The following is a 14,902-nucleotide window of genomic DNA, read 5'->3' as shown; positions in this document are numbered from 1 at the left end:
CCGACTTCACCGACCACATCCGCACCCTCATCGCCACCGACACCACCCCCACCCCCGCCCGCAACCGACTCCAAATTCCGCCCCGAGGCCTCGAAGCCCCTGATCGCGACCGCCCGCCGTCACCACACCTGGGCCTGGGGATGAGCCGACGACCGTGCTCGTGCCCGGCGCTCGCGCTGCATCTCACGCCGCAGCGAGCACGACGGCGGTGGTGAAAGAAGGAGGCCCCGTGAGCCGGTCGTCGTCGCCAGCACTGGCCTCGACTGAGTGAACCGGCTCCGCCGCCCGTGACAGTGGGGGCCGCCAAGGCGGTTGAGCGATCATGAACCGACCGATGATCTTCTCTGCCGCCCCGGCCGCCATGCTGGTTCCCGCACCCGCCCTCACGAAGCTGCGCACCGGCATGCTCACGCAGAACTGGCCCACCCGGTCCGCCTCCGGCAGTGCACGCAGGCCCGCGCCGGTCGACCGGGTCTCGCAGCCCCGAAACCGGAGCTCCAGGGCCCCTGACCACGGCGGAGAGAAGGGCCCCTGACCACGGCGGAGAGAGGGGATGGGAAGCTGGGGGGTATGGATCCCCGTCGCAGGAACAACGTCACCGTCACCGGCTGTCCGGATGGGCCGGTGCTCCTGCTGGCGCACGGGTTCGGCTGTGATCAGAACATGTGGCGTCTGGTCGTGCCGACGTTGGCGGAGAGTTACCGGTTGGTTCTCTTCGACTATGTGGGCTCAGGCCGGGCGAACCCGTCTGCCTGGGACGAGCGGCGATACAGCTCGCTGGATGGCTATGCCCGGGACGTGCTGGAGGTGGTCGAGGAACTGGACCTGCGGGAGGTGACGTTCGTGGGGCACTCGGTCAGCGCGATGGTCGGAGTGCTCGCCGCTGCGAAGGCCCCGGAGCGAATTTCCCGTCTGGTGATGGTCGCTCCCTCACCCCGCTACATCGACGACGAGGGGTACCGAGGCGGGTTCAGCGCCGAGGACATCGACGAGCTGCTGGAGTCGCTGGAGTCGAATTATCTGGGTTGGTCGGCGGCGATGGCCCCGGTCATCATGGGCAATGCGGACCGCCCGGAACTCGGTCAGGAGCTGACTGCCTCGTTCTGTGCGACCGACCCGGACATGGCCCGTGTCTTCGCCCGTACGACGTTTCTGTCCGACAGCCGCGAGGATCTGAAGACGGTCGTCGTGCCGACGCTGATCCTGGAGTGCCGGCAGGACGTGATCGCTCCCCGGGAGGTCGGCGCCTACGTCCGTGACACGATTCCCGGCAGCCAGCTGGTGACCTTGGAGGCGACAGGGCACTGTCCGCAGCTGAGCGCCCCGCAGGCGACGGCGGCGGCGATCGTCGACTTCGTCGGAGCCGCCTCATGATGTGCCGCACCGACCAGTCGGTGCCCGAGCCGGGTGAGGAGCAGGACGTGGATGCCACGGATGCGGTGTTCACCGCGCTGCTGGAGGACAGTGCCGAGGAGCTGTACGAGCAGGCTCCGTGCGGATATCTGTCGACGCTGATGGACGGCACCATCGCGAAGATCAATGCCACGCTGCTGGAGTGGCTGGGCCTGGAGCGGTCCCAAGTGGTGGGGCGGATGCGGTTCACCGACCTGCTGACCGTGGGCGGCAAGCTGTACCACGAGACGCACTTCGCGCCGCTGTTGCAGATGAAGGGCGAGGTCAGCGGCATCGCCCTGGACATCAAGACTGCCGACAAGCAGCGGATGCCCGTGCTGGTCACCTCGAAGGTGAAGACCAGCGAGGAGGGCGAGCCGATGCTGATCCGCACCACCGTCTTCGACGCCCGCGACCGCCGCGCCTACGAAATGGAGCTGTTGCGCGGCCGGCAGGCGGCGGAGGAAGCACGCCGGCAGTCCGAGGCCGACCGGGCCCGGCTCCAGGAGGCGCTCGCCGTCCTCCAGCAGAGCCTGCTGCCCGCCGAACTGCCCGTGGTGCCGGGACTTGAGGCCGGCTCCTACTACCACACGGCCTCCCCTGATCTGCTGGGCGGAGACTTCTACGACCTGTTCCCCCTGGGCGGCGGCCAGTGGGCGTTCTTCCTCGGCGACGTGTGCGGCAAGGGCCCCCAGGCCGCCGCCGTCACCTCGCTGGCCCGCTACACCCTGCGGGCCGCCGCCCTGCACGACCCCGACCCCGTCAGCGTGCTGACCACGTTGAACACGGTGCTGCACGAGCGGTACGCCAGCGGTGAGGGCCGCTACTGCACCGCCATATTCGGCGTCCTTCAACCTGCCGACGGCCGCGTCCGTCTGCACCTGGCTTCCGGTGGTCACCCGTCGGCGCTGATCCAGCGTGCGGACGGCAGCGCCGACTATCTCCCCACCCCCGGCGGGCTGCTCGTCGGCGTCCTGCCCCAGGCCCCCTTCACCGCCGCCCGCACCGACCTGCTGCCCGGCGACACCCTGCTGCTGTACACCGACGGCCTGACCGAGGCCCGCACCGGGCCCGAGCGCGAGCTGTACGGCGATGACGCCCTGCGCGCCTTCACCGCCGCCCAGCCGCCGGCGGGACCACAGTCTCTGATCACCGCCCTGTCCGGGCTGCTGGCCTCCTTCGGCGACGGACTCGACGACGACACCGCCCTGCTCGCCCTCGGCGTGCCCTCCCTTCCCAGCATCGCGAGCGAAGACCTGACGACATGAGCCCACTCACGATCACCACCCGAGACGCCGACACCGGTCCCGTACTGGAGATCACCGGTGACCTCGACCACCACACAGCGCCCGAACTGCGCAAGGCCGTGGACGGCGTAACTGTTGACGTAGGGCAGCTGTTGGTCCTGGACCTGGCAGGTCTGGACTTCTGCGACTCCAGCGGGATCAGCGCGCTGCTGGCGGCCCGGAACGCGGCAATCGAAAGCGGCGGCCACATAGCCCTAGCCGCGGTACCCGCCAACACCGCCCGCATCCTAGGCATTGTCGGCCTGGACCAGGTCTTCTCCCTCCACCCGGACGCCGCAACGGCTACCGGCCGCAGCTCCGCCGCCAGCTAATCCTGAGGCGCAACCTCTTCGCCACCACCCCAATTGCCTGCCTCCAGGTTGGCGCCGTGCCTCTCACTTTCCCCGACCTGATCGAAGCCCACCCCGGCCACCGAAACTGCCGTACCGGCCGGTCACGTTGGGCCCCCTTGCGGTCCGCCAGCCCCCTCCTCGGCACTGTGTTCTCATGGTCCGCCCAGACGATTGCGGGTCGCGGCATTGCGCGGAGCAACGCGCGGCTTCGACGGCCTTGTGGATCGGGCGCCGAGGAGTTCGGGGCGACGTACGTGAAGCGGAAGCCGCCGCCTCGTGCTTCCACCGCGCGGCGATGGCTCCCCGCGAACGCGCGCACCCGCCCTGGGCTGTGAGGACCAGGACGGGCGCGGTGTGTAACCACGGTGAGGTGCCGCACGGGCGCGCTGATAAGCAGCGCCGGTTACGGCTTACGCGCGGTGGAGTTTCCAGTCGGCGACGTTCTGGGCCCGGTTGTAGTAGGCATTGGTGCACACGTCGTACTTGCCGCCGCCGGGTCCGCCTCCGTTCGTCTCCGGGAAGCCGCCGTTGTCGCCGTAGGTGTTCCACAGGTGGATCACGTCACCGGTCCGGACCTGCTGGTCGCCGGGAGTGGAGGTCTGGGCGAAAAGGCGCCAGCTGCCGGTGCCGGGGACGCGGTCCTGGTCCTTGGACGTCGAGACGTTGTACTTGCCGCCGCTGTTCTCCTGATCGACGTTCGATGCCGCCGCAGAATCGTGGGTCTTCGGCGTCGGCCCGGCGGCCGTCGTCGACGAGCTGGTCCGCGACTTGCTCGGGCGGTTGGCGGACTGGCAGCAGTCGATCGGTGAGCTGGGCTGTGCTTACCACGGCAGCTGAAGGCCGACCGCTACCCGGTTGGTCCATCGACGCCAGCCGCACTGAGGACAGCGGGCGGCGCCAGGCCGCGCACCCCGCTGCATGAGGCGGTCGGACGCCTCCACGACGCTCGCCTGCTCGCCGCCTTCGTCGAGCTCGGCGGTGAGCTGGAGCCCCCGGCACCCGTAGCGGGCGCTTCAGGGGCGCGGTCATCCCACAGGGCTGCGCGGTCAGCGCCGACGGCCGCTGCCGATGCGGCGGTCGTCGGCCAGTCCGGTCAGCGGGCCGAACTCGCTGGCAAGCTGGTTCCACGACAGCACCTCGCCACAGCGGGCCGGGAACTCCTTCGGGTTGAACTCCGGCATGGTCCAGGTGCCAGTGCCGCGGTCCCGCAGCCACAAATCACCGTCACCGTCGACCACAGTCGGCGGGACCGGCACGGGCTCGGCCTGGTCGGCGGGCTCCCAGGTGACCCGGCCCGGGTGCGAAACGCGGCGCAGCTCAGTGGTGGCCAGCCGCGCGGCCAAGTCACGGGTGGACTCTTCGGCCTCCTTGACCGACGCGAGCCGAAATGCGTCGTCAAGTACGGGCAGGGCTGGATTCTTGCTGCGCTTCGAACTCATACGCTGGCTACCTCCGGTAGGGGGCGTCACATCCGTTATGGCACCCCGTAGAGGAACACGGTAGCCGAGGCGGGATATGGGCCAGCTAGGACCACTATCCAGGTGGAGGCGCTGGCGCACCGGGCGGTGGGGTTAGGGCTTGCCGGGAAACAAGTCGCGGCTTCCAGCTGGGGAGCTCGTTGGTCTGGTATGGGGGAGACCGGAGGGGATCGAGCCCGTTCTGGCGGCGAAGTTCCAGGTGTTGTTGCCGCATCTGGACGAGCGTCAGCGTCGGCTGGCCATAGGGGCGGAAGCACTGTCGCTGGGGCATGGCGGCATCAGGATCGTCGCCGCTGCAGCCGGGGGCCGGGAGGCCAAGGTCTCGCGCGTAGGCGGCCGAACTGGACTCCGGTCAGGCCCCGTTTGGGGCGGGTGCGCCATCCCGGCGGAGGGCGGAAGAAGGCGGCCGAGCTGGACTCTGGGCTGCGTCCGGCACTGCTGGCGCTGGTCGAGCCCGACGAGCGGGGCGAGTCGATGTCACCGCTGCGCTGGACGACGAAGCCGACCCGGAAGCTGGCGGCGGAGCTCACCCGCCAGGGGCGCCAGGTCTCCGCCGACATCGTCGCCGGCCTGCTGCGGGAGGAAGGCTTCAGCCTGCAGGCCAACGCCAAGACCATCGAAGGTGGCTGCTGCACGTGAACTCCTCGACGGCGGCGTTCTTCGGCATTCCAGCCCCCTCGCCCCCGCGTCCCAACCTTTCACGTCCTTGCACGTCAGTGGGGGTGGAATGGTTCCAGGACGGCTGGTGGGCGCGTGAGCGTTGCAGCCGACGGGCGCGGGCCCCACGCTGGTTGAGCACTGACCGAACGAACGACCCGACGGGGGATCCATCACCATGAACAAGCTCCGCACCGCAGTCGCTGCCGCACTGGGCCTTGCGGTTCTCGCCACAGCCCCGGTGCAGGCCGCTGCCCAGCCCGCCTTCCTCGCCGCCGCCCAGATGCCGTCGTCGTCGACGCCGTGGACCGCCACCCAGGTCTTCACCGGCGTCCCGGAGAACGGGGGCGTCCTCTGCGCCCCGTACAAGATCCCGGCGCAGAACACCCGCTACCGCGAGTTCAGCACCGAGCTCGACACCAACGGTGTCCAGGTCACCACCCTCGCCCGCACCGAGGCCGAGGCCGTGAAGCTGGTTGACACCCTCCGCGGGTCCCTCGCCGGCTGCGGCTCCCTGTTGGAGCAGCAGAACCCGGGCCTGCAGGCCGTCAGCGCCTCTCACGGCAAGCTCGCCGTCGAGGAGGGCGCCTGGGTCTACAGCCTGGACACCTCCGACCCGCAGATCGGCATCTCCGACATCCACCTGTTCTCCGTCGGCCGCGACGGCCGCACCGTCACCCTCGTGCGCTGGGGCCAGATGGGCGACCTCGAGGACGCCCCGCTGACCGCCTTCCGCACCACGACGAGGACCGCCATCAACAAGCTCCACTGACCCGGGGGCTCCCCCAGGGGCTGACCACACCTCGACAGCGGCGCGGCCCAAACCCCGGGCGCGCCGCTGTCGAGCCCACCTGCTCCGCGGGTGGCGACTTCCTGGCCTTCACCAGCGTCGCCTGCACTCTCATCTGCTGCCGCAGACTCGCCAAATGAGATGGTCTCTCAGGCGGCGTCGTTGTTGCCGTTGTCCGAGAGGCGGAAGTCGAGGGTTTCGGCCGCCTTGAGCCGGGTCTGCTCCGCAGCGTGTGCAGCGTTGGCGATGGCGTCGCCGCGTTCGGTTATCAGCAGGTCGTAGATCGGCGCGGTGCAGGTGCTGGTGGCTTCCATGCGGGGGGTTTCCGTTTCTGCTGGGTCAGGGGCCGGCGGGAAGGCTAGAGGATCAGCTGCTGCTCAGCATCGAGTCGTCCAGGGGGCGGGCGCCGGGCAACTGGTGCCTGGCGGCGGCCAGGGCAGCGTCGATGTCACGGGTGCCGGTGGACACGCACAGCGTGTACGTGACGTCGTCCAGATGCTGACGCGCCTGCGCGCTGTTCGCCTTGTCGGCACCCACCGCCGCGAGGGCCTCGTACTCGTCTATCAGATCCCGCAGCACCGCAGGGTGAGCCATCAGCATTACCGAACCGCCCTTCTGCATCAGCACCCAATCCGGTTTGGATCAGAGCCGCTCCCCAGGTACCCCGATTCCCCGCCGACACCCCTTCCCCAACCGATTGGCCGGGCCGTGGAGGCAATGGGCAGGTCCTGCGCCCGCACGGCCCTCCGGCCTCCACCCGCAGCGGCCACCAGACGTCAAAGCGTCCCTGACGCCTCCGCAGTCCAGCATGACCCTCCCGGCCGGTTGATCAGCGCGGGCACACGTGGCGTCCAGGCTGTCGACGATGCTTCCCGGCCGTGCCGGCCGGACCGACGCTACGCTCAGGCCATAGCGGGCGGTAGCTCGAGACGAAACCCGCGCCCGATGAGTGACCTCGATCGGCGGCACCAGTTCACCGCCGGGCTGCGGCGCGAGGGCCGGCCTCCAGTCGGGGGCGACCGACGCCCAACCCTTGGGGCCGCGGGACAGGAGCTGCTCGGTGTAGGGGAACGGGTGCAGGACGTGCCCGCCAGGGGCGGCGAGCACCACGTTGAGGCACGGCGCTGGGCCGACGACTGGGAGCTCGCAGGCGGTGGCGACGTCGTGAGTCTCCCGCGCGAGGACGACCTCGTCCGCCCCCACCGCTGCGACGATGTTCGAGAGCTCCGCGATCCCGGCGAGCGGGTCCTGGCCGGCCTCGAGCGGGCTGACCCAGACCAGCCTGACCAGCTCGCCGCGCACCAGCGGCATCATCAGCGGGCGCGGCACGGTCCCCTCGCCCAGCGAGGCAGGCCTGCGCGATGACCGCGTCAGGGTCTCCCCGGAACGGGTTCCCGGGGGCTTCGGGCGTCTGGCTAACCATCCGGATGATGACGACGTCGTGCTCGTGGTCCGTGTCCAGGAGCAGCATGCCCACCAGGTGCAGGCCGTGAATTGAACCGCGAAGGTCGCCGTCCCGGAAGCCGAACCTCGCCGCAGCCTCGGCGAGAGGCACGAGAGGGCCGTCAACTGCCCCAACCACCACACCGGTACTCAGACCGTCGGCGCGACCACCGCAGGCACCGGCGCCGCCAACGGCAACCTGGAAGTGGCCGGTACCCCCAGTCCGCTCACGCGGGTGGTGCGGGTACCGGCCTGCTGCCGCCGGGTCGGATTCCGTCCGGGGGCCGGCTCCTCCGGCGGGCGCGCCGGCCTTCAACGCGCCCACACCGTCGATGCAGCTGTCCTTGTTGAGGTTCTGCCATTGGGTGGAGGACGTGGTGGACCACTGGAGGCGGAAGAACTTGCTTGTGTCCTTGAGGCCGGTGCTGTCGGTCGCGTGGACTCCGGTGTACGCGATGACCTCGTTCATATGCCGGTCGGAGCCGTTGGTCACCCGGACGGAGAAGTTGGTGGTCGTCCCCGCGACGAGCTTGTCCGGCAGGCCATTCACCTCGGCGGTGAGGCCGGGCTCGACCTCGCAGTCCTCGCCCTTCTCCTCAGCCTCCTTGGTGGCCTTCGCCAGTGCGGCGTCGGCCGCAACTTTCACGGCGCGCGCGTCGTCCACAGCCTTGTCGAGCACGCCATGGGTGCGGATCGCCGCGCCTCGTGCGTCGGCGACCTTCTTCTGGGCCTCGGCGGCCGTGACGTCGGTGGCCGCCTTGGCGGTGGCGGCTGCCGCCTCGGCCTTGGAGAGCGTGGTTGCGGCGGCGCCCCTCTCCTCCTCCGTGGCGTTCTCGGCCAGTGTGTCGAGCGCGGTCTTCGCGTCGGTCACGGTCTGGTCGGCGTTCTTCTTTGTGGTGGCGGCGTCCTTGGCCGCACGCTTGGCGGCGGCCAACGCCACAGCGAGGGGGTGGGCGCCATCGAACTCGCCGAGCTTCTTGGCCAGCTCGACTGCGCCATCCGCTTTTGCCTGGGAGGCCTTGTCGTACGCCTTCTGCGCCTCGGCGGTGGCCGCCTTCAGCTTGTCGATGTGGCCGGGTTGCTCTGCCTACCGGGCGTCTGTGCCGTCGCCTTGGCGTCGGCGTAGGCGGGGCTTGCGGAGAGCAGCGCGGCGGGAGTGGTCACAGCGAGGGCGACAGCGGTGGCGAGTACGCGGCGAATCATCACGAGTTTCCTGGGATCGGCTACGAAAGAGGGTGGAGCGGCGGTGCGAATCACGCCGACTACCTGCGCCGATCGTGAGTGGATCTTGTGTCCATGGCCGGACAAATCCTCCGGTGCCCGAGAGCGCGGCGGCACCACGCACATGAACATACTTTGCATAGTGCGCAGTTGCCCTCGATTCCTGCTTTTCCCTGTGATGAAGGCCATGCAGGACCTTCGCCTCCAGCCCCACCGCACCGCACCGGTCACGCCAGGGCGCGGGTTTCAGCGGCGCTGTCGGAGCTGAGCTGTCACCGGCCTGGGCGGGTTGCGGTGCGGGGTGTCACATGTCTCCGTCGATCGGCGGGCGGAGATCGTCGGTGCTGTTGAAGGGCCCGGTAGTGACGCATCCTGCCCGGTCGTGGAGGTAGAGCGTCTGTTCGGTGATGCCCCACTTCTTTTCGGTGGTCCACTTGCCGTTCTTGTAGAAGTACCCGTAGCGCTTGGCGCGGCCGTTGACGCCGTCGAGGCTGTCCAGGCGGCGCCCGCCGAAGAACTGGATGGTCTCGCCCCCGTCGCCGCCGAAGCCGCAGATGTAGTCGGGGAACAGGTAGGCGGCCCAGCCGCTGCTGGGGGCGTTCATGTAGCCCGAGGAGGGCTGGTTGGCTGCCGGGTGCCCCTTCAGGCTGACGTCGATGCGGTCCTCGGTCACGGGGAAGACCCAGATCTTGCCGGGGTTTTCGGCGTTGAGGTTGAAGTCCTGATACAGGCACAGGCTCATGCGCGGGCACGCGCCCGCCCCTTGGCCGTGGTGTTCCTGAACGGCCGGGTCAGCGGGAACCACCGCCGGCTCAGCACTCTGAGCCGCGCTGGTCAGAGAGAGCAGGAGCGATGCCGCGAGGGCCGTCGAAAGCGCGAGTTTCTTCACACCGCACTGAACGCCCGCCCCTTTTGAAAGGTTACGCACCCATCAAGGCACGCCAGGAGGCCCACACCGAGCACGGTATGGGCCTCCTGGCGTGCCACGGGGTGGGCCGGCTGCCGTCTCAGCCGGTACGGACGGCCGCCGACCGTAGTGCGGGCTGGTCAGTCGCTGGTCTCGTGGGGGAGTCCGTCGTCCAGGACGATGCGGATGGTCTGGCCTTCTCCGTCGACCGCGGTGAGTTCGGCGGCGATGCGGTTGTAGGCGGTCGTGGCCAGTGCCCATTCGGCTTCGAGCGGGGTGGTGGCGTGGCGGGTGTCCCACACCGCCGCCCGACGGCGAGGCGGCAGCCGACGGGGCCGTGGGGGCACTGTTGCCCTGGTAGGCGGCCTGGATCGCGCGCTTGAGTGCGTCGTCCTGGTCCCGGTTCTGGTGATCCGGTTCCGGCTGTTGCTGCTGGTTGCTCTCCATGGTTAACGCTGGGAGGGGGGTTTGTTGGTGTGCGGTGGGGCGGCTGGTCTGGGGTGTTGCTGGTTCGCTGAGAGGTGGAATGGGCGGTCTTGGCAGCTGGGTCGGCGTATCTGAGCTGGGGTTATGTGTTCTGCGTTGAGCGCGGTTGGGTGTGTTGTAGGTAGTTCTAGGGTGTAAAGGCCCGATTGGTGTTTGTGCTGGTCAGAGCCTTTTATCTGTTTGATGGGCGGGGTTAGCGGCTTCGGGCGCGGGTGTGGGGTCGGTGGTGGGTTTCGGCGAGGTGGTCGAGGCGGATGGTGTCGAGGGTGGTTTTGGTGATGCGTTCGGTGCCGTCACTGATGGCGGTGATGGCTGCTTGGCGGATGAGCCTTGTGAGGGATCCGATGCGGCCGGCGGTGCGCTGGTGGAGGTAGGGGGCTTGGCGGGGGAGGGTGCCGGGTTTGTGCTGCTGGAGGTCGAGGGCGTTCTCGATGTCGGTGATGACTTCGCGGAAGGGCTCACTGTTGCCGTGGCGGGCGGGTAGGGGGCCGCAGTCGACGAGGGTGGCGCGTCCGGCGAGTTGGGCGCCCCGCGTCCCGCTGAAGAGGGGGGTTTCGGTGACGTTGATGCCGGCGTAGACGAATGTCGCGGGAAGGCGTTCGCTCAAATCTTTCAGGAGGTCGGCGGTTTGGGCGCCGGTGGTGGTGCGGGGGTTGAGGCGGTGGATCTCGTCGATCATCACCAACTGGACGCCGGCCTGGGTGTAGGTGTGGCAGACGGCTTCGGTGATCTGGGTCTGGGTCATGCGGGCGGTTGTGGGGATGCCGAGGTAGCGGGCGAATTCGGTGATGAGGGTTTTCGCGGTCGCGCCGGGCGGGACCAGAACATACGCGACGGGTACCGCGGCGTGTGCTGATCCGGGTGGTGGCGGGTTTTTGCGGGTGTGGGCGAGGTGGCAGGTACGCCCGACGTTCAGGAGCGCGGTCGTTTTCCCTGCGGCGGCGGGCCCGGTGACGATCAGTGAGGGCCGTGCGGTGGTCTGCTGGTGGCGGCCGAGGATCATCAGGGTGCGGACCTGGGTGGCCAGGGCGTGGATGGCGGGGGTGCGGATGGTGACGAAGCTGGAGTGGTAGGCGAGGCGTTCCTCCGTAGTGCGGGGCGGGTCGCCGGGCCGGGGAGGGGCGACGGGGTCGGTGGTGGCGAAGCGGTGCCAGCCCTGCCAGGTGGTCAGCGGCCAGGACAGCTCGGCTCCGCCGTTGTCGTCGGCGCCGGCTGGTGTGCTGCTTGCGCTTGTCTGGCTGGGGTTCACCACTTGTCGGCTTCCTCGTGCGCGTTGTAGAGCCCGAATCCGGTGGCCGGGGCGGGGCTGACGTCGTCGGGCAGGTTGTCGAGGTCGTCGATGCTGTCGTCGTTGCCTTCGGTGGCTTGCTGCGCTGGGCTGCCGGCGGGTGCTTCGGTGCCGTGGTCCCCGTCGCGGGCTGCGGGGAGCGGGAGGTGAGCGGTGCGGGCCAGGAGTGCCTGCTCCGTTGTGGTGGCGTGGCCGCTGTGGACGCGGCGCATGAGCTGGTCGAGGGCGTCGGCGAGGCTTGCTTCGTACTGCTCGGCGTCACCGTGGTTGCCGTCAACGGCCTGGGTGCGGATGTGCTGCCAGGTGCGTTCGTCGAAGGGCCGGTGGACGTGGTCGCGGTGGATCCACGGGATCTCGGTGAGTTCACCGTCGGGGAGGCGGACCCAGATCTGGCGCACGTCGTGGGGGTTGTAGTGGATTTCCCATTTCCCGCCGCGGCCGGCGACGGGGGATGCCTGGCCGCGGTGCGGGGCGAGGAGGTCCGCGTCGTAGGTGCGGTGGTGGATGGTGATGCCGGCGGGGGTGATGGCCTGCCAGCGCACGGGGAGCAGTTCGAGGTAGTCGTGCCCGGTCAACGGGACGGGCACGTATCCGGCGACGGCGACGAGCGCGGCCCACATCTGGTTCGGGGTGAGGGCCTTCCTGGGCATCATCGGGTGGCGCAGCCCTTCGTGGGGCCGGTGGTGGTAGTGCACCAGCCACTCATCGAGGAGGTCCTGCAGCTGGGTGACGCTGTAGCAGGCGTCTTTCTCGGTGTCGGGGCCGCGGCGGGTGACGTCGGATCCGGTGTAGCCGGGCAGGTGCTGGCAGAACAGGGCGTTGATGGAGCCGAAGGTGCGCTCGACGATGCCCTTCGCGGTGGGGGCGCGGGGCGGGGCGGGCTGGACGCTGATGCCGAGGCTCTCGCAGGCGGCGGTGAACGCGGCGGAGACGAAGACTTTGCCGCGGTCGACGACGATTGTCTCGGGCAGGACGACCGGCCGGGCCGCCGCACCGGCCAGACGCTCGTCCAGCGTGGCCAGCCGTTGGTGGGGGAGTGCGCGGGCGTGGTCCATGCGCAGGATGTCCGGCCAGGTTGGCCTGGCGGGGTGCGGGACGGCCATCTCCGCGAGCAGCAGGGCTGCGTCCACGGCTTTGGTCGCGCTGGGGCACAGCACGGCGGCCAGGATGGCGCGGGTGGCGACGTCGACGGCGATGGTCAGCTCGGGCCGGGCCAGGTGCCCGTCGTCGAAGAGGGCCAGGACATCCAGGCGGGTGGTGTCGATCTGGACCTGCTCGCCCGGCCGCAGCGCCATGGCGGGGGTGAAGGCCCGCCCCTCGACACTCGCGGGCACCTGCCGCACCGGACCGCTGGGCAGTTCGCCGGGGCGGGCGAGTGTGGTGACGAGCCGGTACAGCGTGGCCTGGGACGGCACGGGCACCGTACCGGGGCCGTGCTGATCTTCGAGGATCTGGTTGATGAGCGGGAACAGGCCGTTGATGGTGCCTTTGGAGCGCCCGCGCCGGCGGCGCAGCGCTTCACGGACGGCGGCGACGACCCGTTCGTCGGACCGCCCGGTAGGGCTGGAGGAGCGGGTGGTGCGGTGGTCCAGGAGCCCCCACAGGCCCTGCTTGCGATAAGCGAGCCGCATGCGCTGCACCGTGGTGCGCGACACCCGCCCGAACCCGAGCGCGGTCAGCTCCTCGGCCTTGGCCTGTTCCCGCTCGGCCAGCGTGTGCCGCTCTGGGTCGTACTGCTCACGCACCGCTCCAGTGCTGCCGGGCCCGCCGGCAAGGCCGCATTCGACTTCCCGCACGTGCCGCTGCCAGGCCAGGGCCTTCTCACGTGCCGCGGCGGGGGCGGTCTCGAACAGCCCCCACTGCGGGGCCGCCTGCGGTACATCGGCTCCGATGACGCTGAAGCCGGGATCGGCGAACAGGTACCCGGCGAGCACCGCCTCGCCACCGCCGTCCGGGCCGACGAGGTGAATGGTTTGCCCGGACAGGGCGACCACCTGCCACTTCACACCGCGGAACCTGACCTGCGCCCCGGCCTTCACCGACGGCCGGGCGTTGCGCCGCGCGGTCACCGAGCCCCTCCCACAGTGTCCGGACCAGGGCCGTTCCAGCCCGCGGGACCGACCAGGACGCGTTCGTGCAGCGGTGTCTCCAGGTCTGCCGTCACCCGCCCGTGCCATAGGGCGTGGAAGACCACCGGCAGGACCTCGATCGGGTCACCGGCTGCTTCGACGCCCTCGATCAGCGGCCGCGGCCGCGCGAACGCCTCCACCGCCGCAGGTGTCAGGCCTGGGCGGCCGGCGTTGCGGGGGTGGCGGTAGCCGGCCAGCCATTTCAGATTGGCGGCCAGGGCGTCGTCGAGCGGCGCAAGACGTTGGTAGGTCCAGCCGATCTCCTCACACGCCGCGCTCACTGCTTCGGCGGCCTTCACCGCCCGGTCGCCACCGGCCTCCATGTGGCTGGGGCAGTCGGCCAGCAGACCCGTGCCGTCGCGGTACCGGGCGAACAGCTGCGGCACCCAGGAACGCACCCGCCCCCGCTCCTCGCGCCACAGCAACCGCACCGGGCGCCCCGCGAGCCCGGTCACATCGGGGTCGCGGTCCAGGACCATCAGCTGGGTGCGCATCGCGTTCGACCCGGCCACCACGTGCCGCCCGGTGGTCGCCGACCACCACAGCCCCGGCCCCCAGCGGCGCCCCGGGATCACCGGGAACGCCGACACCGGTCGCAACTCCTCGAATCCCACGGTCATGGCGGCATCCGCCCACCGCTGCTGAACCGACTGCCCCACCGGATCGAGGAACACCGCCTCGAACCCGCTGCGGCGATCCACGGCTGCTCGTCCTGTCCGGCCCCCGGGCCGGGCGGCCTCTCCTGTGCTGATCACCCGCGTCAGCCAAGCCGCTCCTACTGACAGGTGCCGCCGTTTTCAGGGTTTCTGCCACAAACGAGTGCCGTATCAGCTAACAGGCGATGCGCCCGGTCCCGCCTTGCTCTCAGCCGTCCTCTTCCTGGCCACCTGCCGTCAGCATCCTCCTCAGTGTCCCGGGGGACATATCCGCCCACCGGGCCACCTCCTCCAACGGCACCCCGCCGTTCACCGCCGCCACCGCGGTCCGCTTCCAGGCCGCCTCGACCAGACCAGCACTGCGACCGAGGCCTTGCAGCAGCTGCCGGGCGACCTCGGCGGTCGGCCCGCTCTGCACGCCCCGCAGCTGCAGCAACTGCTCCTCGGCACTACCGAGGAGACTGCCGATCCGCATCCGCTGCTCGGCCGGCACCACCGCCCGCCACATCGTCCCCGAACCGGGTGCCTTCTTCTCCTTGCCCAGCACCCGCAACTGCCCCGCCATCGGCACCGGCTGATGCTCCCGGCGCAGCCACCAGGGGTCGTTGTCATATCCGGGAGGCCCACCGGCCCCACGGCGCAACCGGATCACGCTGCCCATCCACGCGATCAGCGGACCGCCATGGTCCGCCGCAGCCAGCGGCCCCAGCCACTCCCGCCCCACCCGCTCACCGAGCCGACGGCAGAACAACCCGTCGACGGGCAGCACTCGCGGCTGCCCGGCACCGCTGTTCCACCCACACCTCGGTGAGCGGG

The 14,902-nt window shown here is 69.9% G+C and carries 15 protein-coding genes and 2 pseudogenes; 6 read left to right on the top strand and 11 right to left on the bottom strand.

The window, feature by feature from the left end:
* Positions 1-334: 334 nt before the first annotated feature.
* From D3105_RS34370 to D3105_RS29330, 4 genes are read left to right on the top strand one after another with little or no spacing between them, the layout of a single operon-like run.
* Entirely contained in the window at positions 335-535 is a 201-nt protein-coding gene (locus D3105_RS34370) for a hypothetical protein (RefSeq protein WP_123947594.1), read from the top strand.
* 35 nt (positions 536-570) lie between these two features.
* Complete coding sequence (locus D3105_RS29340; RefSeq protein WP_118905961.1) at positions 571-1,374, top strand: alpha/beta fold hydrolase; 804 nt, start codon at positions 571-573, stop codon at positions 1,372-1,374.
* Positions 1,374-2,660: a PP2C family protein-serine/threonine phosphatase gene (locus D3105_RS29335; protein ID WP_118905960.1), complete on the top strand. Its 1,287-nt coding sequence runs from the start codon at positions 1,374-1,376 to the stop codon at positions 2,658-2,660. Before D3105_RS29340 ends, D3105_RS29335 begins: the two co-directional genes overlap by 1 nt.
* On the top strand, positions 2,657-3,010 hold the full coding sequence (locus D3105_RS29330; protein WP_118905959.1) for an STAS domain-containing protein: 354 nt from the start codon (positions 2,657-2,659) through the stop codon (positions 3,008-3,010). Before D3105_RS29335 ends, D3105_RS29330 begins: the two co-directional genes overlap by 4 nt.
* Before the next feature lie 431 nt (positions 3,011-3,441).
* Here the strand turns inward: D3105_RS29330 and D3105_RS34775 are convergent, their stop codons facing one another.
* Complete coding sequence (locus D3105_RS34775; RefSeq protein ID WP_165891106.1) at positions 3,442-3,591, bottom strand: hypothetical protein; 150 nt, start codon at positions 3,589-3,591, stop codon at positions 3,442-3,444.
* A 486-nt stretch (positions 3,592-4,077) separates the two neighbouring features.
* A complete protein-coding gene (locus D3105_RS29325; RefSeq protein WP_118905958.1) occupies positions 4,078-4,470 on the bottom strand; it encodes a hypothetical protein in 393 nt (130 codons plus the stop codon).
* A gap of 184 nt (positions 4,471-4,654) precedes the next feature.
* Here D3105_RS29325 and D3105_RS29320 point away from each other — a divergent pair.
* Together D3105_RS29320 and D3105_RS29315 are read left to right on the top strand one after the other, a co-directional pair.
* Positions 4,655-5,133 (top strand): annotated as a pseudogene (locus tag D3105_RS29320) (ISAzo13-like element transposase-related protein); the annotation flags it as partial.
* Between the two features lie 211 nt (positions 5,134-5,344).
* On the top strand, positions 5,345-5,938 hold the full coding sequence (locus D3105_RS29315; RefSeq protein ID WP_118905957.1) for a hypothetical protein: 594 nt from the start codon (positions 5,345-5,347) through the stop codon (positions 5,936-5,938).
* Positions 5,939-6,105: 167 nt separating this feature from the next.
* Here D3105_RS29315 and D3105_RS34770 read toward each other — a convergent pair whose 3' ends face one another.
* From D3105_RS34770 to D3105_RS29275, 9 genes and pseudogenes are all read right to left on the bottom strand, one after another.
* Positions 6,106-6,270, bottom strand: coding sequence for a hypothetical protein (locus D3105_RS34770; protein ID WP_165891105.1), 165 nt, complete (start codon positions 6,268-6,270; stop codon positions 6,106-6,108).
* A gap of 52 nt (positions 6,271-6,322) precedes the next feature.
* Entirely contained in the window at positions 6,323-6,556 is a 234-nt protein-coding gene (locus D3105_RS29310) for a DUF5133 domain-containing protein (RefSeq protein ID WP_118905964.1), read from the bottom strand.
* 373 nt (positions 6,557-6,929) lie between these two features.
* Positions 6,930-8,333 carry a hypothetical protein gene (locus D3105_RS34765; RefSeq protein ID WP_165891104.1) on the bottom strand — a complete coding sequence of 468 codons (1,404 nt, stop codon included), beginning with the start codon at positions 8,331-8,333 and terminating at the stop codon, positions 6,930-6,932.
* A gap of 591 nt (positions 8,334-8,924) precedes the next feature.
* Positions 8,925-9,509: a hypothetical protein gene (locus D3105_RS29300; protein WP_123947593.1), complete on the bottom strand. Its 585-nt coding sequence runs from the start codon at positions 9,507-9,509 to the stop codon at positions 8,925-8,927.
* Positions 9,510-9,667: 158 nt separating this feature from the next.
* Positions 9,668-9,874, bottom strand: a complete 207-nt coding sequence (locus D3105_RS29295; protein WP_240647067.1) for a hypothetical protein — start codon at positions 9,872-9,874, stop codon at positions 9,668-9,670.
* A gap of 332 nt (positions 9,875-10,206) precedes the next feature.
* A complete protein-coding gene (locus D3105_RS29290; RefSeq protein ID WP_118905963.1) occupies positions 10,207-11,184 on the bottom strand; it encodes an ATP-binding protein in 978 nt (325 codons plus the stop codon).
* A gap of 74 nt (positions 11,185-11,258) precedes the next feature.
* Positions 11,259-13,370, bottom strand: coding sequence for a Mu transposase C-terminal domain-containing protein (locus D3105_RS29285; RefSeq protein ID WP_118905955.1), 2,112 nt, complete (start codon positions 13,368-13,370; stop codon positions 11,259-11,261).
* Positions 13,367-14,131: a TnsA-like heteromeric transposase endonuclease subunit gene (locus D3105_RS29280; RefSeq protein WP_118905954.1), complete on the bottom strand. Its 765-nt coding sequence runs from the start codon at positions 14,129-14,131 to the stop codon at positions 13,367-13,369. Before D3105_RS29280 ends, D3105_RS29285 begins: the two co-directional genes overlap by 4 nt.
* A gap of 163 nt (positions 14,132-14,294) precedes the next feature.
* Positions 14,295-14,902: pseudogene (locus D3105_RS29275) on the bottom strand (DNA-binding protein); the annotation flags it as partial.

The sequence above is a fragment of the Streptomyces globisporus genome (assembly GCF_003501885.1).
GTDB classification, from domain to species: Bacteria; Actinomycetota; Actinomycetes; order Streptomycetales; family Streptomycetaceae; genus Streptomyces; species Streptomyces globisporus_D.
Note: the sequence above shows the minus strand (reverse complement) of the source record. Positions and strands in the feature narration are given on the sequence as shown.